The sequence below is a fragment of the Sphingomonas sp. genome, assembly GCF_035714405.1.
GTDB lineage: Bacteria > Pseudomonadota > Alphaproteobacteria > Sphingomonadales > Sphingomonadaceae > Sphingomonas.
The window spans coordinates 1-19,714 of sequence record NZ_DASTMA010000019.1; the positions used below are offsets into that span (position 1 = coordinate 1).

The following is a 19,714-nucleotide window of genomic DNA, read 5'->3' on the forward strand; positions in this document are numbered from 1 at the left end:
AAAAGGACGGGCGCTCTAGTGCGGCCGCCGATCCAGGGCAAGCGCGGGGCCGGTAAGCCGGTCCACCGTCGCGCCGAAGATCGCAATTTCCCTCAGGGCCGCTCCTACCCCACATGGGTACGAATCTCAAATTTTCAACCCGGGCGAGGGTCAACGGGCTCCGTATTGGGCCCGGAAACCAGCCGCGAAGGCGGCCAGGCGGCGTTCCGAAATGGCGGCCCTGAGATCGTTCATCAGACCTTGATAAAACCAGATATTGTGTTCCGTCATCAGCATCGCCCCCAATATTTCGCCGGACCTGACGAGGTGATGGAGATAGGCCCGGGACCATGAGGCGCAGACCGGACAGGGGCAGGAAGGATCGAGGGGCGCGGAATCCTCGCCGAATCGGGCATTTCGGATGTTGATCGGCCCTGCGCGGGTGAAGGCCTGGCCGGTGCGGCCGGAGCGAGTCGGGAGGACGCAGTCGAACATGTCGATCCCGCGCTCGACCGCGCCGACGATGTCGTCCGGCTTGCCTACCCCCATCAGGTAGCGCGGCCGGTCAGCGGCAAGCTGCCCCGGAGCGAAATCCAGGCAGGCGAACATCGCCTCCTGCCCCTCCCCGACGGCAAGGCCGCCCACTGCATAGCCGTCGAAGCCGATGCCGGTCAGCGCCTCCGCCGAGGCCCGGCGAAGCCCCTCGTCGAGCGCGCCCTGCTGGATGCCGAACAAGGCCGCTCCCGAAGCGTGATCGCCGCCCTTGTCGAACGCCTCCCGCGACCGCCCGGCCCAGCGCATCGAACGCTCCATCGCCGCCACCTGCTCCTCGCGGGTGGAGGTCGTCGGCACCAGCTGGTCGAAGGCCATGACGATGTCGGAGCCGAGCAGGCGCTGGATCTCCATCGACCGCTCCGGGCTGATCATGTGCTTCGAGCCGTCGAGATGGCTCCTGAACGCCACCCCTTCCTCGCTGACCTTGGCGAGCTCCGACAGGCTCATCACCTGATAGCCGCCGCTGTCGGTCAGGATCGGCCGGTCCCAGCCCATGAAGGCGTGCAGCCCGCCCAGCCGGGCCACCCGCTCCGCTCCGGGCCGGAGCATCAGGTGGTAGGTGTTGCCGAGGATGATGTCCGCCCCGGCCGAGCGGACGTCCTCGGGCTTCATCGCCTTGACCGTGGCGGCGGTGCCCACCGGCATGAAGGCCGGCGTGCGGATATCGCCGCGGCGCATCGATATCGTCCCGGCGCGTGCGGCGCCGTCCGTCGCGGAGATCGAGAAGGCGAAGCGGGGGCGTCCGGACATCGCCGGGGCTCCTACACCATCGCCCTCCCGGAAGAACCCCTCTCCCTGAAGGGGAGGGGGACAGGCGCGAAGCGCCAGGGTGAGGGCCTGCTAAGGTCAGGTCTTTCCCCCACCCTCCCACCCGCACCGCGGGCGGGCCCCTCCCTCTCCCCTGCAGAGAGAGGTGCTTCGGAAGCTCAGCGCATCTTGGTGCAGGAAAGCGGGTAGGCGCGGCCGTTCCAGGTCGAATTGCCCCGGGCCTGGGTCGCGGAAATGCGCCTCAGGAACCAGTTGTTGCCGTCGGCATGCTTGAAATGGACCGTAGTCGAGGTCGCCCTGTCGAGGCTGAGGCCGGCCCAAGAGCCCCGGTCCCAGAACCGTCCGCGCCGTTCAGCACCGGCGACGCTGGTGCCGGTGTCGCCGTGGCTGCTGCCATGATCGACGCTCACCACGTCCCAGACCATTCGGGTCGCCCTGCCGTCGAGCGTGCACCGCCAGTCGCCCATGTACCAGCCCCCCGCCACCTGGCCTGCAGTTGAGGGGAATGCGGGTGCTGCCGCAAGCAGAGCCGCCACCAACAGCCAACGCGCCCTCATCGCTTCCTCCCTTGGAAGAATTGGAGCGCGATGATAGGCATTGGGAAGGCCGGCAGCAAGCGAACCGGCGGGTGCCGGTACGCTCGGCTATTCCGGCGGGGAATCTTGCCGGCCACCGCCTTCGGCGGGGCGGCTTGCGGCAATCTCCGCGCTCTCCTTCTTGAGCGGACCGGATACCGGGCAGACCTGCTGAAGGTAGGTGTTCAGAGTGTTTGCAAGGCTGTCCGGCACCAGCCGGTAGTGGACGAACTGCCCCTTCTTCTCGCTCGTCACCAATCCGGCATTCTCGAGAATTCCCAAGTGCTGCGACACCGCGGACTTCGAGATCTCGAAACGCGCGGCGATCTCCCCGGCGGTGAGGTCGGCGTGGGTCAGATAGGCGAGGATCTTGCGCCGGACGGTGGAGGACAAGGCTTCGAAGACGCGCTGCATTCCACTCATTTAAGGAGTCGCTTAAAGGCTTGCAAGGGCAGTGCTTCAGTGATTAAGTGATGACTTAATTGCTTGGAGCTTGTCATGGCCGAGTCGCATGATCCGCACGCCGTCAATTCGCTGATCGAGGAAGGCGCCGACCCGTCGGCCGGCACGGTGCGATGGGATCCCGTCCATTCGATCTGGAACGGTTCGATGCTGGCGGGAGCGCTGGTCCTGGGTCCGCTCACCTTTTCGGCGAGCGCCTTCGCTATATTCCTTCTCACCACCGGCGCCGGCCTGCTCCTCGGACACTCGGTCGGCTTCCACCGGCGAATGATCCACGGCAGCTTCGAATGCCCGCTCTGGCTTGAGCGGAGCCTCGCCTGGTTCGGGACGAGCGTGGGGATGAGCGGTCCCTTCTGGATGATCCGCACCCACGATCTTAGGGACTGGGCGCAGCGCCAGCCCCGCTGCCACGATTATCTCGCTCATCGCCGGCCGATGCTCATCGATGCCTGGTGGCAGATGCATTGCCGGCTCGATCTGGAAAGGGCGCCCCGATTCGACCTCGGCCGCATCGGCCGCGATCCCTTCCACCGCTTCCTGGAGGCGACCTGGATGCTTCAACAGGCCCCGATCGCCCTCGCCTTGTTCCTGATCGGCGGCTGGAGCTTCGTCGTCTGGGGCGTCTTCGCCCGGGTCTCCGCCTCCGTCACCGGCCACTGGTTCATCGGCCACCTCGCCCATCGCCGCGGCCCGCAGACCTGGCTCGTCGACGGCGCCGGAGTTCAGGCGCACGACGTCCCCTGGGCCGCGATCCCGACCATGGGGGAGGCCTGGCACAACAATCACCACGCCTTTCCCGGCTCGGCCCGGATCGGCCTCTATCGCGGCCAGTCCGACTGGGGCTTCGTCCTCATTCGAACGTTGGAACGGATCGGGCTCGCCTGGAACATCCAGACCCCAGACACCCTCCGCGCGCGCAAGCGGCTGTCGCCCGTCCCGACGTTCAGTTCCGCGCTTCCGGAAGCAGCAGGCTTCCGTCGCCATAGCTGTAGAAGCGGTAGCCCTCCTCGATCGCGTGGGCATAGGCCGCGCGCATCGTCTCCAGCCCCATCAGCGCCGAGACGAGCATGAACAGGGTCGAGCGGGGCAAGTGGAAGTTGGTGATGAGGCCGTCGGTGGCGCGGAAGCGGTAGCCGGGGGTGATGAAGATGGCGGTGTCGCCTTCGAAGGGGCGGATGAGGCGGTCCTCGCCAGCGGCGCTTTCGAGGAGGCGCAGGGAAGTGGTGCCGACCGGGATGATGCGCCCGCCCGCGGCCCGCGCCGAGTTGAGCCGGTCCGCGACGGCGGCGTCGACCCGCCCCCATTCGCTGTGCATCTTGTGGTCCGCCGTGTCATCGGCCTTGACCGGAAGGAAGGTCCCCGCGCCGACATGGAGGGTCAGAGTCTCGTGGACTATGCCGGCCGCGGCCAGAGCCTCCATCAGGCGAGGCGTGAAATGGAGGGACGCCGTCGGCGCCGCCACCGCGCCCTCGCGCGCCGCGAACATCGTCTGGTAATCGTCGGCATCGCGGGCATCGGCCTCGCGCTTGCCCGCGATGTAGGGCGGCAGCGGCATCCGGCCCGCCCGCTCGAGCAGCCGGTCGACCGGCTCCTCGCCTTCGAAGGTCAGCAGGAGGCTTCCGTCCTCGGCCTTCCCGCCCGCGAGCGCCGCGACTCCGCCTCCGAAGTCGATCCGGTCTCCTTCCCGGACCCGCCTGGCGTTGCGGACGAAGGCGCGCCACGAGCGCGGCCCTTCGCGCTTGTGGAGCGTCGCGCCGACCCGCGCCTCGCCCCGAAGGCCTTCCAGTTGCGCCGGAATGACCTTGGTGTCGTTGAAGACCAGGACGTCGCCGGGCCGAAGCAGGCCCGGCAGATCGGCGAACAGCCGGTCCTCGGGCCGACCGCCGCCGTGCAGGACCAGCAGGCGCGCCGAGTCTCTCGGAATCGCGGGCCGGAGCGCGATCCGGTCCGCCGGGAGCGCGAAGTCGAATTCGTCGACCCGCACCCGCAGCTTACCGCGACTTCTTCGGTGGCGCCTTCGGTTTCGATTCGGGAAGCCGGATCGACGGCGGCGGGGGAACCGCAGGGCCGGCGGCGGAGGGACCGCGGGGAGCGGCGCGGAGCGCGGCCGCGGGCGAGGCGAGCACCTGCCCGGGGGCCGGCGGGGCCTTGTTGTCGGCGGCGATCGACGCCTGCAGGATCACGCTCGGGTTTTCCGGCGGCTCGCCGCGTTCGAGGGCGTCGACGAAGTTCATTCCGCTGATCACCCGGCCGAAGACGGTGTAGCGGCCGTCGAGCGAAAGCCGCGATCCGAGCATGATGTAGAACTGGCTGTTGGCGCTGTTCTCCGCCGCCGCGACCGCCGCCGCGTCGGCCCCTTGCGGAGCCCCCTGGCGCGCCGCCGCGATCGCTCCGCGGACATGGGGAAGGCCGTTGAACTCCGCCTTGAGATCGGGGAGGTCGGAGCCGCCCGTGCCGTCCCCGGCGGGATCGCCGCCCTGGGCCATGAAGCCGTCGATCACGCGGTGGAAGGTGAGCCCGTTATAGAAACCCTTGCGGGCCAGCTCCTTGATCCGGGCGACATGGTTGGGGGCGACGTCGGGGCGAAGCTGGATCGCGACCCGGCCGCCGCTCGACAGATCCAGAAGCAGCGTGTTCTCCGGCTCCGGCGCGGGCGTAGGCGGGGGGAGCGTCAGGCCCTGCGCCGTCGCCGAGCCCGCGAGAAACAGGCCCAGCAGCAGGGCAAGCAAAGTCAGGATACGCATGTTTCTGTAATTCCCCGGATAAATCCGCCCCAAGGGCGATATCGCGCGCGCGCCGCTCCGGATCAAGTCCCTTTGCGCCCGACCGACTCGACCCGCCGGGCGACCTCTGCGGCCACCGCGGACGGCACGAACTTGCTTATGTCGCCGCCGTACAGGGCGATCTCCTTGACCAGCCGGGAGGCGATCGGCTGGAGCGAAACGTCGGCCATCAGGAAGACCGTCTCGATGCGGTCGTTCAGCTGCTGGTTCATGCCCGCCATCTGATATTCGTATTCGAAATCGGCGACCGCCCTCAGGCCGCGCACGATCATCGAGGCCCCTTCCCGCTCGGCGAAGTCCATCAGCAGCGAATCGAACGAGACGACCTCGATGTCCGCGCCGAGGCCCGCCAGCTCCCGGCGCACCATCGCCATCCGTTCCTCGACCGAGAACATCGGCGACTTGGAGGGGTTGGTGGTGACTCCGAGGACCAGCCGGTCAACGAGCTTCGCGCCGCGCCGGATGATGTCCATGTGCCCGAGGGTGAGCGGATCGAACGTGCCCGGATAGACTCCTGTCCTCATCTGCTCCTCGTCACCCCGGCGAAAGCCGGGGCCTCAGTTAGGACCCGCGGGGCCTCTTCGCCACGAGCTTCCGGCTTTCGCCGGAATGACGGAAAGGGTCAATGGTCCCGCTCCACCGCGAAGCGGGCGATCGAGCGGAGCAGATCGGCTTCCGCCCCGTAGCTCTTGAGGTGATCGATCGCCTGGCCGACCAGCAGCTCGGCCTGCTGCCGCGCCCGATCCCGGCCCAGCAGGGTGACGAAGGTCGCCTTGCCCTTGTCCCGGTCCTTGCCGACCTTCTTGCCGGTCTTCACCTCCTGCCCCACCTCGTCGAGCAGGTCGTCCGCAATCTGGAACGCCAGCCCGACGTCGCGGGCATAGCCGCGAAGGCCGATCCGGCGCTCCGGCGGCGACTTTCCCATGATCGCTCCCGCCTCCAGGCAGAAGCCGATCAGGGCGCCGGTCTTGAGTTGCTGAAGGCGCGTGACCGCAGCGAGGTCCAGAGCCTGCTCGGCGGCCGCCAGGTCCATCATCTGCCCGCCCGCCATTCCGGAGGGGCCGGCGGCGCGGGCGAGCTCCCCGATCAGCTGGGCCCGGACGAAGGGGTCCTCATGAGTGGAATCGTCCGCCAGTATCTCGAAGGCGAGGGCGTGGAGCGCGTCGCCCGCGAGGATCGCCGTGGCCTCGCCATAAGCTTTGTGCAAGGTGGGCTTGCCGCGGCGCAGATCGTCGTCGTCCATTGCCGGCAGATCGTCGTGGATCAGCGAATAGACGTGGATGCATTCGACCGCCGCACCGACCCGGAGAGCGCGGTCGCGAGCGGTGTGGAAGAGAGCGGAGGAAGCGACGACGAGCAGCGGCCTGAGCCTCTTGCCGCCTCCGATGGCGGCGTAACGCATCGCCTCGTAAAGCCTGGCCCGCGGATCCGGCGGCACCGCCAGCAAGCCGCCGAGAAACGAGTCGATCTCCGAGCGGACCTCGTCGAGCGCGCGGGAGAGAGGCGACGACTCCGCCATCCGCGGCGGCTCAGGCGGCGTCGAACGGGATTGTGCCGCCCGGCTGCCCGTCGCGGCCGAGCTGGATCTTCTCGATCTTCGCCTGCGCCGCCTGCAGGCGCGCCTCGCATTGCTGACGAAGGCGGTCGCCCTCGCCGTAGAGATCGATCGACTCGTCGAGCGACGCGTCGCCGCTCTCGAGCCGGCGGACGATCTCCTCGAGCCGCTTCAGCGCGGCTTCGAAGCTGAGTTCGGAAATGGCGGGGGCCTGGTCGGACATCCACTCAGCTTTGGTCCGGCGCGGGCGGAGGGTCAAGCGGGAGCGGGCGGGCGGACGCGAGGCGCTGCGCAAGCCATCCGTGATGAAGCGCGGAGCGCCGAAGAACCTTTCAGCCTCCCGGCATGTTGTCTGGGATCTAGTGGGAAAAGGAACGTCAACATGAACGATCATCGTGACAATATCGGCCCGGACGCCGATCGCACCGAGGGCAGCGTGAAGAAAATGGGCGGCAATCTGAAGGAGGGGATCGGCGCCGTTCTCGGCGACGAGAAGATGAAGCGCGAAGGCCAGGCCGACCAGGCGGAGGGCAAGCTTCAGAACGCCTGGGGCGGAGCCAAGGACGCGGTTCGCGAAACCTTTGGCGACAAGAAGTAGGCCTCGTCCGGCAGGAGGTGCGGCGGGCTCCGTGAGAGATCCGCCGCATCCTGCTCTAGCGAGGCCCGCCTGATGCGAACCCGGCGACGCCTCGCCGCCGCCCCGTGGGCAGCCCTGATCCTGACGCTCTGCGCGGGATGCGACGGGGCCCCGCGGGGCCAAGCCGCCGCTCCGGAAACCAGCCCGGCGACTTCCGCCGCGGAGCGGAGGGAGCTTGCGTTCGACCGGCAGGCGCCGGGCAGCGCGAACCAGGTGCCGGCTCTGGAGGGAACGCCCGGGACGCTGCGCTACCGGCCCGGCTGCCTGTTCCTGGACGTGGGGGGCGGCGCTGAGATCGGTCTCGTGGTCCCAGCCGAAGTGACCTTCGACGGCAGGCGGCTGATCGGCAAGCTCCCGACGCCCGACGGGAAACCCAGGGTCCGGGAGATCGGGCAGTTCATCAGCTTCAGCGGCCCGGTAATCCGCAATCCCGGCGACGGCCGCTATTCCTGCGATACCAGGCAAATGCTGATCGCCGACTATTTCTGAGCGCGCCGGTCAGGCCGCCCGGTACCAGTGAACGCCGTCCTTCGCCTCGCGCACCGCGCGGCCCTCCACCTCGAGGCGCCTGAGGTGCGCCAGGGCCTCGCCCGTCGCCAGGCCCAGCATGCCGTCCTCGATCTGGCGGGCGAAGAGGGTGCCGAAGCAGTCGACGGCGCGCCGCGGCTCGGAGAGCTTGGCGTGGAGCGCGTCGAGCCGGTCGCGATGGCCGAAATCGAGGGCGTCGAGACGGGCGTGGAGGCCGGTGAAAGGCTCGCCGTGCGACGGCAGGACGAGCAGGCTGTCGGGCAGGCCCTTCAGCTTGTCGATCGAGGCGAGCCATTCGCCGAGCGGATCGGCCTGCGGCTCGCTCAGGGACAAGGAGACGTTGGAGGTGATCCTCGGAAGCACCTGATCGCCGGCGATCATCAGCCCCGCCGAGTCGTCGATCAGGCAGGCATGTTCCGGGCAATGGCCGCTTCCGACGAGGATTCGCCATTCGCGCTCGCCGATGCGCAGGCGGTCCCCATCCTGAATCCGGACGAAGCCGACCGGAATGGGACTGACCACCGAGGCGAAGCGGCCCCAGCCCTTGGCGGCTTCCGCCTCGATCCGGGACTCTTCCCACCCGGCGGAGCGCCAGTAGGCGATCGCCTCGGCCGGCGGCGCCTCGCGCACGTCGCTGGCGAGGAGGCGGCCGAACAGCCATTCGCCGCGCGTCATCCACAGAGGAACGGCGAAGCGACCGGTAAGCCAGCCCGCGAGGCCAATGTGGTCGGGGTGGAAATGGGTGCAGATCACCCGAGTGACCGAACGTCCGGCGAGCGGACCGTCGATCAAGGCCTCCCAGGCCGAGCGGCACGCGGGGATGTCGAGGCCGGTGTCGACGAGGGCCACCCCTTCGCCGTCCTCGAGCACCCAGATGTTGATATGCCTGAGCGAGCCGGGGATCGGCAGCCGCGCCCAGCCGACACCGTCGGCAAGCGCGATGATCTCGCCTTCGCCGGGTGCGCGGCGGCCGAGCGGGTAGGTGAGGCCCTTGTGCGTATAGGCCTGGCCGGAGGCCTCGTCCGGGTCGGTCAGTGAGACGTCGGGAGTGGCGGGATCAGCTCTTGAAGAGGTCATCGGCGGTCGGCTCGCGGGGAGCGGACACGCCCGCTTCCTCGGCGGCGTGCGCGGCCTCGGCCTCGCGGGCGGCGGTGTCACGCTCGCGCCTCAGCTCCTCGATCAGCGCCTCGCGGTCGCCGGCCAGGCGATGGTCCTGCGCCGCCGGCTCGATCCCCGCGGCCTTCGCCGCCTTGGCGACGAGCGCGTCCAGCTCGCGCTGCGAGCACAGGCCGAGGGTCACCGGATCCTTGGGCTGGATGTTGGCGATGTTCCAGTGGCTGCGGTCGCGGATCGCGGCGATGGTGGTTCGGGTGGTGCCGATCAGCTTGCCGATCTGGCCGTCGGAGATCTCCGGGTGATTGCGGATGATCCAGGCGATCCCGTCGGGCTTGTCCTGGCGCTTGGACACGGGCGTGTAGCGCGGGCCCTTGGTCCGGCGGGTCTGGTCCGGCTCCTTGAGGATGCGCAGGCGGTATTCCGAATCCGCCTGGCCGCGATCGATCTCGTCCTGGTTGAGCTCGCCCGCGCGGATCGGGTCCCGGCCGGTGAGCTTGGTCGCGGCGGTGTCGTCGGCGATCGCCTGCACCTCGAGGATGTGAAGACCGCAGAATTCGGCGATCTGCTCGAAGGTGAGCGACGTGTTGTCGACCAGCCAGGAAGCGGTCGCATGGGGCATGAGCGGCTGAGCCACGGTCGGTCTCCAGAAACAAGAAGGGCCGCCCCTTCCCGGAGCGGCCGTTACGTTGCCCAGCGATCTAGTGCAGGCGGCGGCGCAGGGCAAGGCGAATGCCGCCTTCCCGGGCAACCGTCTTTTTTGGGCGAGGCCACATCCGCCGCCGCACCTCCCGGCATCCTGTTGAGTGAAGATCGGGAGAAACCGCCGCGCCGCGGCGCGGCCCTGGTGGGGGAATATCGAATGAAAAAAATGCTTGTCGCCGGCCTGGTGGCGGCCGCTCAGGTTCTTCCGGCCTCGCATCCGGCCGCCGCCGCGGAGCTGCATGAGGACCGGGCCGCGACGCCCGCCCAGGTCTCCGCCTTTGCCGGAGCGCGGCTTCGGGTGCCGCTCGGCGGCGGGCGGGAGAAGCCGCAGGCGGGACTCGCCGTGACCTCGACGCTGAGAAGCGGAACGACCGGCGAGCTCCGTTTCGCCAGGGGCGCCGAGCTCGGCTTCAGCGGCCGCGATCCGAGGCTCGGGCTGAGCCTGGCGGGCCGTCCGCTTACGCAGCTTGCGGCCGGACGGACGGGGCCGGACGGGCGCAAGCAGGGCTTTTCGACCGCGGGCTGGATCGCGATCGGCGCCAGCGCCGTCATCATCGTCGGCGGAGTGCTGATCTTCGACTACATTGGCGACCAGAGCGAGTGAGGGTGAAATGAAGATGAGAATGACGACGATCGCGGCGCTGGCCGCCGCTCAACTCGCAGCCGCCGCCTGTCCGGCACTGGCCGCGGATCGGCCGGACGAAGCGCCGGCGGCGAAGCAGGCCCGCTTCGAGGGCGGCGCCGAGCTCCGCTTCGCCGACGCGCCGCCGGCAATGGCGGCCCGGGCCGCGGCCGCTCAGGACGAGGAGCCAAGGAAGAAGAAGCGCAAGAGCACCGGCGACAAGGTGCTGACCGGCGCCGCCGTCATCCTCGGCGTCGGCGCGCTCGCCGTCGGCGGTCTGCTGGTCGCGATCTTCGTCAACTGAGCCTGGATAAGGGGATCCCCTTCGTCATTGCGAGCGAAGCGAAGCAATCCGGATGGGCTCTGAGACCGATGGATTGCTTCGTCGCTGCGCTCCTCGCAATGACGGATCAGCTCTAGGCGCTCATTGGCAGGTAGCCTGGCTGCCCGGCCACAAGCTCCAGCCACCGGCCCACCGCTGGATAACGGGAAAGCTCGAACCCCCCCTCCTCCGCCACATGGGTGTAGGCGTAGAGGGCGACGTCGGCGAGGCTGAGCCGGTTCCCGACAAGGTGGCTGCGGCCGGCGAGATGCTCGTCCATCAGTTGAAGCGCGGCTTCGCCCGCCGCGCGCTTGGCAGGCATCAGCGCCCGCTGCATCTCGTCCAGCCGCTCCTCGCCGAGGAAGGCAAGCCAGAAGCGAAGAGTCGCGACGTTGGGCTCGTGATTATATTGCTCGAAGAACATCCAGCGAAGCATGTCGGCGCGGTCGAAGCGATCGTGGGGAACCAGGCCGGAACCGTCGGCGAGGTAGAAGCAGGCGGCGTTGCTTTCCGGGATGAAACGGTCGCCGATCTGGAGCACCGGGATGCGGCCGTTCGGATTGACGGTCGCCAGGAACTGCGGAGTCCGCGTCTCGCCCTTGGTGATGTCATATTCCCGCCGCTCCAGCGGCGCGCCGAGCAGCGCGGCGGTGAGGCGGATCTTGTAGCAATTCCCCGACTGCGAATATTCGTGGAGGATCAAATCGTCAGTCATTCACTCGGCTCCTCTCGCATTCCTCCCCCAGCTGGCCTGGGGAGGGGGACCGCGGCGCGAAGCGTCGTGGTGGAGGGGTAAAGCTGAGTCGGAATTGCCCCTCCACCGCGCTTCGCGCGGTCCCCCTCCCCGAGACAAGCTCGGGGAGGAATTCAGAACCCCAAGGTAAACCGGATCGCCGCCCCGAGATCCGCGTCCATCTCGGCCACATTGCCCGGCTGCCGCCGGGCGAAGGCGTTGGCGCTGAGATGGCCGGCGCCGGCGAGCAGGTCTAGGCCGTAGGCCGCTTCGAAGTCGATTTCCCGCCCGGTCGGGGCGAGGTTGAAGAAGCGGCTCTCATAGCCCGCGCTCAGGCTGTCGTAGCTGTAGGAAACCGGAACGCTGAGCCCCAGCCCGCCCGACCGCACCCTCAGCGGCTGCATCATCCGGAAGGCGAGCCGGTCCCCCGGCCGGAACGCGCCGCCCCGCCCGAGGTCGAGCGACCAGGCGTCGGTGGCGACCCGCCCGCCCTGCGCCAGCCCGGCGGCGGCCGGGATCGCGCTCCAGCCGCGGCGGTAGCCCGCGGAAGCGTCCCAGCCGCGGCCGAGGTCGAAGTCGGCGCCGGCATCGGCGAACCAGCTCGTCGCTCCGCCCACGCCGAGAAGGGGCGAGAAGCGGGCGCCGAGCACGGTCGAGCGCTCGTCGAGCCGGCTCGCGCCCAGGCTCAGCCGCGCGCGGCCGAGGCGCCGGTCGAAGCCGAGCGCGGCCATGTCGTAGCGGGGCTGCGCCGCGGAGCGGCCGAAGCCGGGCTGGAGCACCTCGCCGCGCTCGGCGGTCAAGGTCATCCCGATCCGGCCGAGCCGCTGGCGCACACCGAAGCTTCCCGCCGAATCGCCCTGGAAGCCGGTGCGGCTCATCGGGTCGCGGGCGACGAGGAAGGCGTCATGGTAGTGGCCGCTGAGCCGACGCTCGAGCGTCTTGCCGCTCTCGGAAAGGCCCATCGCCACCGACAGGCGCGGAGAAATCCGGCTGACGGCGATCCCGGAAAGCACCCGCGCCTTGCGGCCGTCCTCGTAGGTGAGGCCCAATTGGGCGAGGCCGACCTGCGGCTGCCCGCTCAGCTTGCGGTCGACGGTGATCGAGACGGCGACCCCGCGGGCTCCCGCGGTCGCGGTGCTGAGGCCCGGCTGAAGCGCCTGGCCGAGGGGGCGGTCCTGCTCCGCGCGCTGGAGCGCCCTGGCGAGGTTCATCGTGTAGGCCCTGGAGAAGCCGTCCAGAACCACCATCCCGGCGACGCTCACTTTGGCGTCGCCCATCGCGGTCGAGCCGCCCTGGCCGGGGCCGGCGGCGGCGCTGTCGACCGGCTGGCCGCCGGGGAGGCTGAGGGTGCCCAGGGGCTGGAAGGCGCGGTCCAGGTTCAGGATCCCGCGGCCGAAGAGAGGATCGGTGCCGGGCGCCCCCGCATCGTCGGCGCTGCTGAGCAGGATCTCCATGATCTGCTGCCCGGTCAGCGTCGGGAAGGCGCTTGCGAGCAGGGCCGCGGCGCCGCTGATCACCGGTGCGGAGAAGGAGGTGCCCGACCACAGGAAATAGTCGCCCGTATTGTCCGGCGCCCGGACCTGCACCCCAAGGGCGGTGAGATAACGGGAGGCCCCGGTGCCGGCCTTGTTCGAGGAGGCCGCCATGATCCGGTTGGAATCCATCGATCCCGCGATGATGACGTTGCCGGCCGCGGACGCGGTCAAGGCGAAGACTTCCGGATTTTCCCCGCCGGGCAGCTTCCCGGAATTGCCGGCGGACATGACGATCAGGATTCCCGCCGCGGAGGCCCGGCCGATGGCGTCGTTCACCGAGGGGCTGGGATCGGGGCCGCCCAGAGAGATGTTGATCACCTTGGCGCCGTTCAGGCGCGCGAGGTCGATGGCCTGGACGATCGACGCGTCGCTGTGCTCGCAGCCTTCGTCCGAACCGCAGCCCTTCGTGCCCTGGGTGTTGAGCGACAGGATAGTGGAATTGAAGGCGACCCCCATGATCCCGTCGCCGTCGCGGGCGGCCGCCGCCACGGCGGAGACCGCGGTCCCGTGCCCGCTCATGTCGACGATCCCTCGGCTGCCGGCGACGTCGCGGCTCGCCGGATCGATCTTGCCCGCGAATTCGGGAAGGTTCGGGTTGATGCCGCTGTCGATGATGGCGATCTTTACGCCCTGCCCGGTCCCGTCCTTGTTGTAGGCCGAGATGCTGGAGTGGCTGCTGGCGCCGTTCGACCGGGCATATTCGCTGTCGGCGTAATTCACCCCGGAGGAAGGCGGTGGCGGCGGCGGTGGCGGCGGCGGCGGAGCAGGGGGCGGCGGAGGAGCCGGGGGAGGCGCGGCAATGGGAGCCGGGCCGCCGCCGCCGCTGCCGCCGCCTCCGCCACAGCCGGAGAGGAGGAGCCCGGCCGCGCACACGGTCAAGAGCAGTGCATTACGTGTGAGCCTGGCGTTCATCACGGTCCCCTGCCTAAGTGTTTCAAAATTTTGGAGATTTCACGACCTACCCTATTCCTCCAATGCTTTCAATTTGCTGAAGGCCCGATGCGCTCTATGAGGCGCCGATGCTCCCTCCTCCGCTTGCCTCGATCGACTGCTGGATCTTCGATCTCGACAACAGCCTCTATCCCGCCTCGACCAACCTGTTCGAGCTGATCGACGTGAGAATGGGCGAATATATCTCAAAACGGCTCGGCTGCACACCGGCTCAGGCGCGGATCGTCCAGAAGGGCTTCTTCCGCGATCACGGCACGACGCTGGCCGGGCTGATGAAGGAGCATGGAGTCGAGCCGAGGGATTTTCTCGACTATGTCCACGACATCGATTTCGCCCGGCTCACCGCCGATCCCAGGGTGGTTGCGGCGCTCGACCGGTTGCCGGGCCGCAAGTTCGTCTTCACCAACGGCGATGAAACCTATGCCCGCCGGGTCCTCGACCGGCTCGGCCTCGCCAACGCCTTTGACGGGGTCCACGACATCCACGCCATGGACTATGTGCCCAAGCCGGACCCGAGGGCCTATGCGGCGATGTGCGAGCGCCACGCCATCGCGCCGGAGCGCGCGCTCTTCGCCGAGGACATGGCGAGGAACCTGGTGCCGGCCAAGCGGCTCGGAATGACCACCGTCTGGGTCGACAACGGCTCGGAGCAGGCGAGCCACGACGCCGACCCGGCCTTTATCGACTACCGCATTACCGATATCGGCGACTGGCTGGCCGAGATCACCGGAGGGCAGGGGGCATGAACGAAACGCTGAAAGCCGTCGTCGAGGAGGCCTGGGAACGGCGCGAGTCGCTCGACGCCGGCGACGCCGAGGTGAAGCAAAGCGTGGAGGCGGCGCTCTCGCTGCTCGATTCGGGCGAGGCCCGGGTCGCCGAGAAGGGGGAGGAAGGCTGGACCGTCAACCAATGGCTCAAGAAAGCCGTGCTTCTCTCCTTCCGCCTGTCCCCGATGGAGGCGATTGCCGGCGGCCCCGGCGGCGCCCACTGGTGGGACAAGGTGCCTTCGAAATTCGCCGAATGGGGCCCGCACCGCTTCGCCGGCGCCGGCTTCCGCGCCGTTCCCGGAGCGATCGTCCGCCGCGGCGCCTTCATCGGCAGGGGCGCGGTGCTGATGCCGAGCTTCGTCAATATCGGCGCCTATGTCGGCGAGGGGACGATGGTCGACACCTGGGCGACGGTGGGGAGCTGCGCGCAAATCGGTCGCAACGTCCACATCTCTGGCGGTGCCGGGATCGGCGGGGTGCTTGAGCCGCTGCAGGCCGATCCGGTCATCATCGGCGACGGCGCGTTCATCGGCGCGCGGTCGGAGGTGGCCGAGGGCGTGCGCGTCGGCGAGGGCGCGGTGCTGTCGATGGGCGTGTATCTGGGCGCGTCAACCCGCATCATCGACCGCGCCACCGGCGAGGTATTCCTCGGCGAGGTGCCGCCCTATAGCGTCGTCGTGTCGGGCACCGCGCCGTCGGCGACAAATCCGGGTGGGCCGAACCTGTATTGTGCGGTCATCGTCAAGCGCGTCGATGCGCAGACGCGGAGCAAGACCGGGATCAACGAGCTGTTGCGCGACTGAGCCGTATGCTCGCGTCTCGACACGTCGCGCTGCGCCGCTTACCGCGCCATCGAATCTAGCGAGGACGCAACATGACTGCCACCACCCAGCTGCTCGACCCCAGTTCTGCTCTGGACAGGGTGCTGGTGCTGGAGATGGTGCGCGTCACCGAGGCGGCAGCGATCGCGGCATCGACGCTGGTCGGCCATGGCGACGAGAAGGCGGCCGACGCCGCCGCCGTGGAAGCGATGCGCGAGGCACTGAACCTGTTGCCGATGGACGGCACGGTGGTGATCGGCGAGGGTGAACGCGACGAGGCGCCGATGCTGTTCATCGGCGAAAAAGTTGGGTCGGCACAGGACGGCGGACCCAAGATCGACATCGCGCTCGATCCGCTGGAGGGGACGACGATCTGCGCCAAAGCCGGGCCGAACAGCCTCGCGGTGCTGGCCATCGCGGAGGCCGGCGGACTGCTCAACGCACCCGACGTCTACATGGACAAGCTCGCGGTCGGTCCGGGGTATCCCGACGGGATCATCGATCTCGACAAGAGTCCGTCGGAGAACGTCCGCGCGGTGGCGGCGGCGAAGGGCGTACCCGCGTCGGAAATCATCGCCTGCGTGCTCGACCGGCCGCGCCACGAGGCGCTGATCGCGGAGCTGCGGCAGCTGGGCTGCGGCATCATGCTGATCCCCGACGGGGACGTGGCGGGGGTGATCGCGACCACCAACCCGGATACGACGGTCGATATCTATATCGGGTCGGGCGGCGCGCCCGAAGGGGTGCTGGCGGCGGCGGCGCTGCGCTGCGTCGGCGGGCAGTTCAAGGGGCGGCTGCTGTTCCGCAACGACGACGAACGCGGTCGCGCGGCCAAGTGGGGGGTCACCGACCTCGACCGGCAGTACGACCTGACCGACCTCGCCAAGGGCGACTGCATCTTCGCCGCGACCGGCGTCACCGACGGCTCGCTGCTGGCGGGGGTCAAGCGCAAGGCCGGCAAGATGACCACCGAGAGCGTGGTGATGCGCGCCTCGTCGGGCACGGTGCGCTGGGTGAAGGGCGAGCACCGGCTTGGCTGAACGCGTCGCCGTCGCCGCGCTGTTAACTGTGCAGCTCGCGGCGGTGTGGTGGTTCCTGAAAGGCGATCTGGCGAGCTGGCGCGTGTTTCAGGGGCTGGCTGATACCGGCTCGCGGCAAAAGCGATACTGGCGTTGGACGGTGAAGCCTTGGATCGCCTTTGCGCTGCCGTCACTGGCGGGGCTGTTGCTGCTTGGCCGCTCGGAGGCGCTGACGCGGATGCCGCCGGAGTTCGCGCGCGCCGCCGCCTGGTTGCCGCATGTCGCTGGCGAAGCATTGCGGATGATGATAGCGAGCGCCGGGCTGGGGTTGGTGCTCGGGACCGCAGCGGTGGTGGTCCTCACGCGGCTGCGACGGTCCGACCGGCCGGTGGGCACGATCGGCGACATCGGCGCGATCCTGCCGCGCAATCGGGCGGAGTTGCTCCCGGCGGCGCTGCTGTCGGTCACCGCCGGCATCACGGAGGAGGTGACCTTCCGGCTGTTCGTGCCGCTGCTGCTGACGCTGCTGACCGGCAGCGCGATGCTTGCCTTCGCCGCCACGGCGCTGCTGTTCGGTGTGCTGCACCTGTATCAGGGCTGGCCCGGGGTGGTGGCGACCACCGTGCTGGGCCTGGTGCTGAGCGCCGTCTACCTCATGGCCGGACTGTTGTGGCTGCCGGTGCTGCTGCATGTGCTGATCGACCTGAACGGGCTGTTCGTGCGGCCGCTGCTGCTGGGGGCGTGGCGGCGGAGCGGTGCCTCGCCATAGGGATCCAGATCGCGGCCTGCTGATCACCGAAGGCCACCGCCTCGCCCGCCAACGCGTCGACGCCACGCCGCAGCAGATGATCGCGTCGAGCGCGTCCTCCATCGCCTTGCCCGAACAGTTCGACCGGGACAGCAGTGCGGCCGTGCCCGCGACCCGTTCGTCCAGCACCGTGATGATGCGCCGCCAGACCTCCGCCAGTCGCAGCTTGCGCTCGTCGAGCGGCGCATCGGGCCAGTAGGTCCGTGTCTTCGCTTGCTTATAGGGTATGCGCTCGGCGGCGGCGCTCCATTCCAGGATCGCCGGGTGAGGGTAGACCTCGATCAACCCGGGCGTCGCAATCGTCGTGGTGCGTAGCGGATAGCCAAGTGCAGCGAAGTCGGCGCTCAGGCGATCGCTGATGGCGCCGGGTCGCTCGGCGCTGGGACTGTGCGTCCCCCATTTGCGTCCGCCAAAAGCTCGCGACACGGCGTCATCGGCGGTCCGCCTTTTCAGGATCGGTGTGTTCGCCAAAGGCATGTCGATCGCAATCAGCGTAGGCGGTGCGCCCGTGATGGTGGTTGCCGCCCCGATCAGGGCCGCCGCGTCCGGCAGCGAGCCGGTTGGTCGCGTCGACAGAGCGGTGCCCGATGCCAGGGCAAGGAAATGCGCGTAGGAAGGCTCTGCCGCGATCAGGTGCCAGTGATCGCCCCGCTTTTCGGCCAAGGCGACGCCGCTCGGCTGTCGCGCGGTCCGGGCAGCGTCTATGCCGAGGACGGTCGACATGGCTCAGTTCTTCAGCCGCCAACCCGTTCGGAAGATCCACCAGATCACGCCCAGGCACAGCAGCAGAAAGCCGAAAGTGACGGCCAGGCTGACGCCGATCGCGACGTCGCCCGCGCCGAAGAAGCTCCAGCGGAAGCCGCTGACGAGATAGACGACGGGGTTGAACAGGCTGACGGTGCGCCAGGGCTCCGGCAGCATGTCGATGGAATAGAAGCTGCCGCCGAGGAAGGTCAGCGGCGTGATGAGCAGCGCAGGCACGAAGTTCAGCTGCTCGAAGCCATTCGCCCAGACGCCGATGATGAAGCCGAACAGGCTGAACGCGAAGGAGGTGAGCAGCAGAAAGGCGAGCATCGCGAACGGGTGTTCGATCCGCAGCGGCACGAACAGCGCGGCGGTCGCCAGGATGATGAGGCCGAGCACCACCGATTTCGTCGCGGCCGCGCCGACATAGCCGATCACCAGCTCGAACGCCGACACCGGCGCGGACAGGATCTCGTAGATCGTGCCGGTGAACTTCGGGAAGTAAATGCCGATCGAGGCATTGCTAATGCTTTGGGTGAGGAGCGACAGCATGATGAGGCCGGGGACGATGAAGCTCCCGTACGCGACGCCGTCGACCGCCTGCATCCTGCTGCCGATCGCGCCGCCGAATACGATGAAGTAGAGGCTGGTGGTGAGGACCGGCGTGACCAGCGACTGCCACAGCGTGCGCAGCGCGCGGGCCATCTCGAACCGGTAGATCGCCCAGACGGAATGGGGGTTCATCGCCGTTCCCCCACCAAGTCGACAAAGATGTCCTCGAGGCTCGACTTGCTCGTTTCCAGATCCTTGAAGCCGATGCCCTGGTCGCGCAACGCTGTGAGGAGCGAGGGGATGCCGGTACGCTCCGCAGTCGCATCGAAACGGTAGCGCAGTGTGCGGCCCTCGTCCTCCAGCGCGAGCTCCCAGCCGGATAGGCTGTCCGGGATCGCGGCAAGCGGGTCGACCAGCGTCAGCGTCAGCTCGCGCTTGCCGAGCTTCTGCATCAGCGCCGCCTTGTCCTCGACGAGCAGCAGCCGGCCCTTGTCGATGACGCCGACGCGGTCGGCCATTTCCTCGGCCTCCTCGATATAATGGGTGGTGAGGATGATCGTGGTGCCCTTTTCGCGCAGCCTGTGGACGAGCTTCCACATGTCGCGGCGCAGCGCCACGTCGACGCCCGCTGTGGGTTCGTCCAGGAACAGGATGTCGGGTTCATGCGCCAGCGCCTTGGCGATCAGCACTCGGCGCTTCATCCCGCCCGACAGCTCCATGATCTTGGCGTCGCGCTTGTCCCACAGCGACAGATCGCGCAGCACCTCCTCGACGTGGGCGTCCTTGGCCGAGTGGCCGAACAGGCGGCGGCTGAACCTGACCGTCGCCGACACCGTCTCGAACATGTCGACCGACAGCTCCTGCGGCACCAGCCCGATCGCGCGGCGGGCGGATTTGTAGTCGCTCAACGCATCGTGACCGGCGATGGTGATCGTGCCGGCGGTGGGCGTGACGATGCCGCAGATGATCGAAATGAGGGTGGTCTTGCCCGCACCGTTCGGGCCGAGCAGCGCGAAGATTTCGCCCTTGCGGATCGTCAGGTCGGTCGGGTGGAGGGCCGTGACCCCGCTCGCATAGATCTTGGTGACGCCGACGACGGAGAGGATCGGTTCGGGCACGGGATAGGGGTAGCGGGGTGGGAAAGGGTTGTCGAACGCCGCGACGAGAGTTTCCAAGTCGC

General features: G+C 68.6%; 22 protein-coding genes and 1 pseudogene. 8 read left to right on the forward strand and 15 right to left on the reverse strand.

Going from position 1 to position 19,714, the window contains the following annotated elements; all coding sequences use genetic code 11:
- Positions 1-150: 150 nt before the first annotated feature.
- The 8 genes from tgt to VFQ64_RS11410 all read right to left on the reverse strand — a co-directional run bounded on the left by tgt (position 151) and on the right by VFQ64_RS11410 (position 6,900).
- Positions 151-1,284 (reverse strand): tRNA guanosine(34) transglycosylase Tgt, encoded by a 1,134-nt coding sequence (gene tgt / locus VFQ64_RS11375; RefSeq protein WP_325103443.1) that lies wholly within the window; start codon positions 1,282-1,284, stop codon positions 151-153.
- Positions 1,285-1,460: 176 nt separating this feature from the next.
- Positions 1,461-1,859: a DUF6006 family protein gene (locus tag VFQ64_RS11380; protein WP_325103444.1), complete on the reverse strand. Its 399-nt coding sequence runs from the start codon at positions 1,857-1,859 to the stop codon at positions 1,461-1,463.
- An 87-nt stretch (positions 1,860-1,946) separates the two neighbouring features.
- Entirely contained in the window at positions 1,947-2,291 is a 345-nt protein-coding gene (locus tag VFQ64_RS11385; protein ID WP_325103445.1) for a metalloregulator ArsR/SmtB family transcription factor, read from the reverse strand.
- Positions 2,292-3,282: 991 nt separating this feature from the next.
- Complete coding sequence (gene queA, locus VFQ64_RS11390; RefSeq protein ID WP_325103446.1) at positions 3,283-4,323, reverse strand: tRNA preQ1(34) S-adenosylmethionine ribosyltransferase-isomerase QueA; 1,041 nt, start codon at positions 4,321-4,323, stop codon at positions 3,283-3,285.
- A 7-nt stretch (positions 4,324-4,330) separates the two neighbouring features.
- Positions 4,331-5,083: a peptidylprolyl isomerase gene (locus tag VFQ64_RS11395; RefSeq protein ID WP_325103606.1), complete on the reverse strand. Its 753-nt coding sequence runs from the start codon at positions 5,081-5,083 to the stop codon at positions 4,331-4,333.
- Between the two features lie 62 nt (positions 5,084-5,145).
- Entirely contained in the window at positions 5,146-5,646 is a 501-nt protein-coding gene (gene coaD / locus VFQ64_RS11400) for a pantetheine-phosphate adenylyltransferase (RefSeq protein WP_325103447.1), read from the reverse strand.
- Between the two features lie 98 nt (positions 5,647-5,744).
- Positions 5,745-6,641, reverse strand: coding sequence for a farnesyl diphosphate synthase (locus VFQ64_RS11405; protein WP_325103448.1), 897 nt, complete (start codon positions 6,639-6,641; stop codon positions 5,745-5,747).
- Positions 6,642-6,651: 10 nt separating this feature from the next.
- Positions 6,652-6,900, reverse strand: a complete 249-nt coding sequence (locus VFQ64_RS11410; protein ID WP_325103449.1) for an exodeoxyribonuclease VII small subunit — start codon at positions 6,898-6,900, stop codon at positions 6,652-6,654.
- A 159-nt stretch (positions 6,901-7,059) separates the two neighbouring features.
- Here VFQ64_RS11410 and VFQ64_RS11415 point away from each other — a divergent pair, with 159 nt between their 5' ends.
- A complete protein-coding gene (locus VFQ64_RS11415; RefSeq protein ID WP_325103450.1) occupies positions 7,060-7,275 on the forward strand; it encodes a CsbD family protein in 216 nt (71 codons plus the stop codon).
- Positions 7,276-7,347: 72 nt separating this feature from the next.
- A complete protein-coding gene (locus VFQ64_RS11420; RefSeq protein WP_325103451.1) occupies positions 7,348-7,803 on the forward strand; it encodes a hypothetical protein in 456 nt (151 codons plus the stop codon).
- Positions 7,804-7,812: 9 nt separating this feature from the next.
- On the opposite strand, the gene VFQ64_RS11425 is transcribed toward VFQ64_RS11420, so the two are convergent.
- Together VFQ64_RS11425 and VFQ64_RS11430 are read right to left on the reverse strand one after the other, a co-directional pair.
- Entirely contained in the window at positions 7,813-8,919 is a 1,107-nt protein-coding gene (locus VFQ64_RS11425) for an MBL fold metallo-hydrolase (protein ID WP_325103452.1), read from the reverse strand.
- Complete coding sequence (locus tag VFQ64_RS11430; RefSeq protein WP_325103453.1) at positions 8,900-9,592, reverse strand: DUF1013 domain-containing protein; 693 nt, start codon at positions 9,590-9,592, stop codon at positions 8,900-8,902. The genes VFQ64_RS11425 and VFQ64_RS11430 overlap by 20 nt, the downstream gene beginning before the upstream one ends.
- Positions 9,593-9,715: 123 nt before the next feature.
- Between VFQ64_RS11430 and VFQ64_RS11435 the strand changes: the two genes are divergently transcribed.
- Both VFQ64_RS11435 and VFQ64_RS11440 read left to right on the forward strand, forming a co-directional pair.
- Positions 9,716-10,264 (forward strand): hypothetical protein, encoded by a 549-nt coding sequence (locus VFQ64_RS11435; protein ID WP_325103454.1) that lies wholly within the window; start codon positions 9,716-9,718, stop codon positions 10,262-10,264.
- Positions 10,265-10,283: 19 nt separating this feature from the next.
- The gene (locus VFQ64_RS11440; protein WP_325103455.1) at positions 10,284-10,586 is read left to right on the forward strand and encodes a hypothetical protein; all 303 of its coding nucleotides are present in this window, start codon (positions 10,284-10,286) and stop codon (positions 10,584-10,586) included.
- A gap of 112 nt (positions 10,587-10,698) precedes the next feature.
- On the opposite strand, the gene VFQ64_RS11445 is transcribed toward VFQ64_RS11440, so the two are convergent.
- Both VFQ64_RS11445 and VFQ64_RS11450 read right to left on the reverse strand, forming a co-directional pair.
- Positions 10,699-11,319 carry a glutathione S-transferase family protein gene (locus VFQ64_RS11445; protein ID WP_325103456.1) on the reverse strand — a complete coding sequence of 207 codons (621 nt, stop codon included), beginning with the start codon at positions 11,317-11,319 and terminating at the stop codon, positions 10,699-10,701.
- 152 nt (positions 11,320-11,471) lie between these two features.
- Complete coding sequence (locus VFQ64_RS11450) at positions 11,472-13,784, reverse strand: S8 family peptidase (RefSeq protein WP_325103607.1); 2,313 nt, start codon at positions 13,782-13,784, stop codon at positions 11,472-11,474.
- Between the two features lie 107 nt (positions 13,785-13,891).
- Between VFQ64_RS11450 and VFQ64_RS11455 the strand changes: the two genes are divergently transcribed.
- The 4 genes from VFQ64_RS11455 (at position 13,892) to VFQ64_RS11470 (ending at position 17,199) form a co-directional block, all read left to right on the forward strand.
- Positions 13,892-14,569 carry a pyrimidine 5'-nucleotidase gene (locus VFQ64_RS11455; RefSeq protein ID WP_325103457.1) on the forward strand — a complete coding sequence of 226 codons (678 nt, stop codon included), beginning with the start codon at positions 13,892-13,894 and terminating at the stop codon, positions 14,567-14,569.
- A complete protein-coding gene (dapD, locus tag VFQ64_RS11460; protein WP_325103458.1) occupies positions 14,566-15,393 on the forward strand; it encodes a 2,3,4,5-tetrahydropyridine-2,6-dicarboxylate N-succinyltransferase in 828 nt (275 codons plus the stop codon). Before VFQ64_RS11455 ends, dapD begins: the two co-directional genes overlap by 4 nt.
- Positions 15,394-15,464: 71 nt before the next feature.
- Positions 15,465-16,451, forward strand: a complete 987-nt coding sequence (gene glpX, locus VFQ64_RS11465; RefSeq protein WP_325103459.1) for a class II fructose-bisphosphatase — start codon at positions 15,465-15,467, stop codon at positions 16,449-16,451.
- Entirely contained in the window at positions 16,444-17,199 is a 756-nt protein-coding gene (locus tag VFQ64_RS11470; RefSeq protein WP_325103460.1) for a CPBP family intramembrane glutamic endopeptidase, read from the forward strand. Before glpX ends, VFQ64_RS11470 begins: the two co-directional genes overlap by 8 nt.
- A gap of 108 nt (positions 17,200-17,307) precedes the next feature.
- Here VFQ64_RS11470 and VFQ64_RS11475 read toward each other — a convergent pair.
- The 3 genes and pseudogenes from VFQ64_RS11475 to VFQ64_RS11485 all read right to left on the reverse strand — a co-directional run.
- Positions 17,308-17,961 (reverse strand): annotated as a pseudogene (locus VFQ64_RS11475) (DUF429 domain-containing protein); the annotation flags it as partial.
- A gap of 3 nt (positions 17,962-17,964) precedes the next feature.
- A complete protein-coding gene (locus tag VFQ64_RS11480) occupies positions 17,965-18,726 on the reverse strand; it encodes an ABC transporter permease (protein WP_325103461.1) in 762 nt (253 codons plus the stop codon).
- Entirely contained in the window at positions 18,723-19,652 is a 930-nt protein-coding gene (locus VFQ64_RS11485; protein WP_325103608.1) for an ABC transporter ATP-binding protein, read from the reverse strand. The genes VFQ64_RS11480 and VFQ64_RS11485 overlap by 4 nt, the downstream gene beginning before the upstream one ends.
- Positions 19,653-19,714 lie beyond the last annotated feature (62 nt).

Coding starts and splice junctions, on each gene's coding strand:
- VFQ64_RS11480 (WP_325103461.1), bottom strand. CDS start 18,726: ATGAACCCCCATTCCGTCTGGGCGATCTACCGGTTCGAGATGGCCCGC.
- VFQ64_RS11425 (WP_325103452.1), bottom strand. CDS start 8,919: ATGACCTCTTCAAGAGCTGATCCCGCCACTCCCGACGTCTCACTGACC.
- VFQ64_RS11395 (WP_325103606.1), bottom strand. CDS start 5,083: ATGCGTATCCTGACTTTGCTTGCCCTGCTGCTGGGCCTGTTTCTCGCG.
- VFQ64_RS11445 (WP_325103456.1), bottom strand. CDS start 11,319: ATGACTGACGATTTGATCCTCCACGAATATTCGCAGTCGGGGAATTGC.
- VFQ64_RS11415 (WP_325103450.1), top strand. CDS start 7,060: ATGAACGATCATCGTGACAATATCGGCCCGGACGCCGATCGCACCGAG.
- VFQ64_RS11410 (WP_325103449.1), bottom strand. CDS start 6,900: ATGTCCGACCAGGCCCCCGCCATTTCCGAACTCAGCTTCGAAGCCGCG.
- VFQ64_RS11450 (WP_325103607.1), bottom strand. CDS start 13,784: ATGAACGCCAGGCTCACACGTAATGCACTGCTCTTGACCGTGTGCGCG.
- VFQ64_RS11455 (WP_325103457.1), top strand. CDS start 13,892: ATGCTCCCTCCTCCGCTTGCCTCGATCGACTGCTGGATCTTCGATCTC.
- glpX (WP_325103459.1), top strand. CDS start 15,465: ATGACTGCCACCACCCAGCTGCTCGACCCCAGTTCTGCTCTGGACAGG.
- VFQ64_RS11420 (WP_325103451.1), top strand. CDS start 7,348: ATGCGAACCCGGCGACGCCTCGCCGCCGCCCCGTGGGCAGCCCTGATC.
- VFQ64_RS11385 (WP_325103445.1), bottom strand. CDS start 2,291: ATGCAGCGCGTCTTCGAAGCCTTGTCCTCCACCGTCCGGCGCAAGATC.
- VFQ64_RS11405 (WP_325103448.1), bottom strand. CDS start 6,641: ATGGCGGAGTCGTCGCCTCTCTCCCGCGCGCTCGACGAGGTCCGCTCG.
- tgt (WP_325103443.1), bottom strand. CDS start 1,284: ATGTCCGGACGCCCCCGCTTCGCCTTCTCGATCTCCGCGACGGACGGC.
- VFQ64_RS11380 (WP_325103444.1), bottom strand. CDS start 1,859: ATGAGGGCGCGTTGGCTGTTGGTGGCGGCTCTGCTTGCGGCAGCACCC.
- VFQ64_RS11440 (WP_325103455.1), top strand. CDS start 10,284: ATGACGACGATCGCGGCGCTGGCCGCCGCTCAACTCGCAGCCGCCGCC.
- coaD (WP_325103447.1), bottom strand. CDS start 5,646: ATGAGGACAGGAGTCTATCCGGGCACGTTCGATCCGCTCACCCTCGGG.
- dapD (WP_325103458.1), top strand. CDS start 14,566: ATGAACGAAACGCTGAAAGCCGTCGTCGAGGAGGCCTGGGAACGGCGC.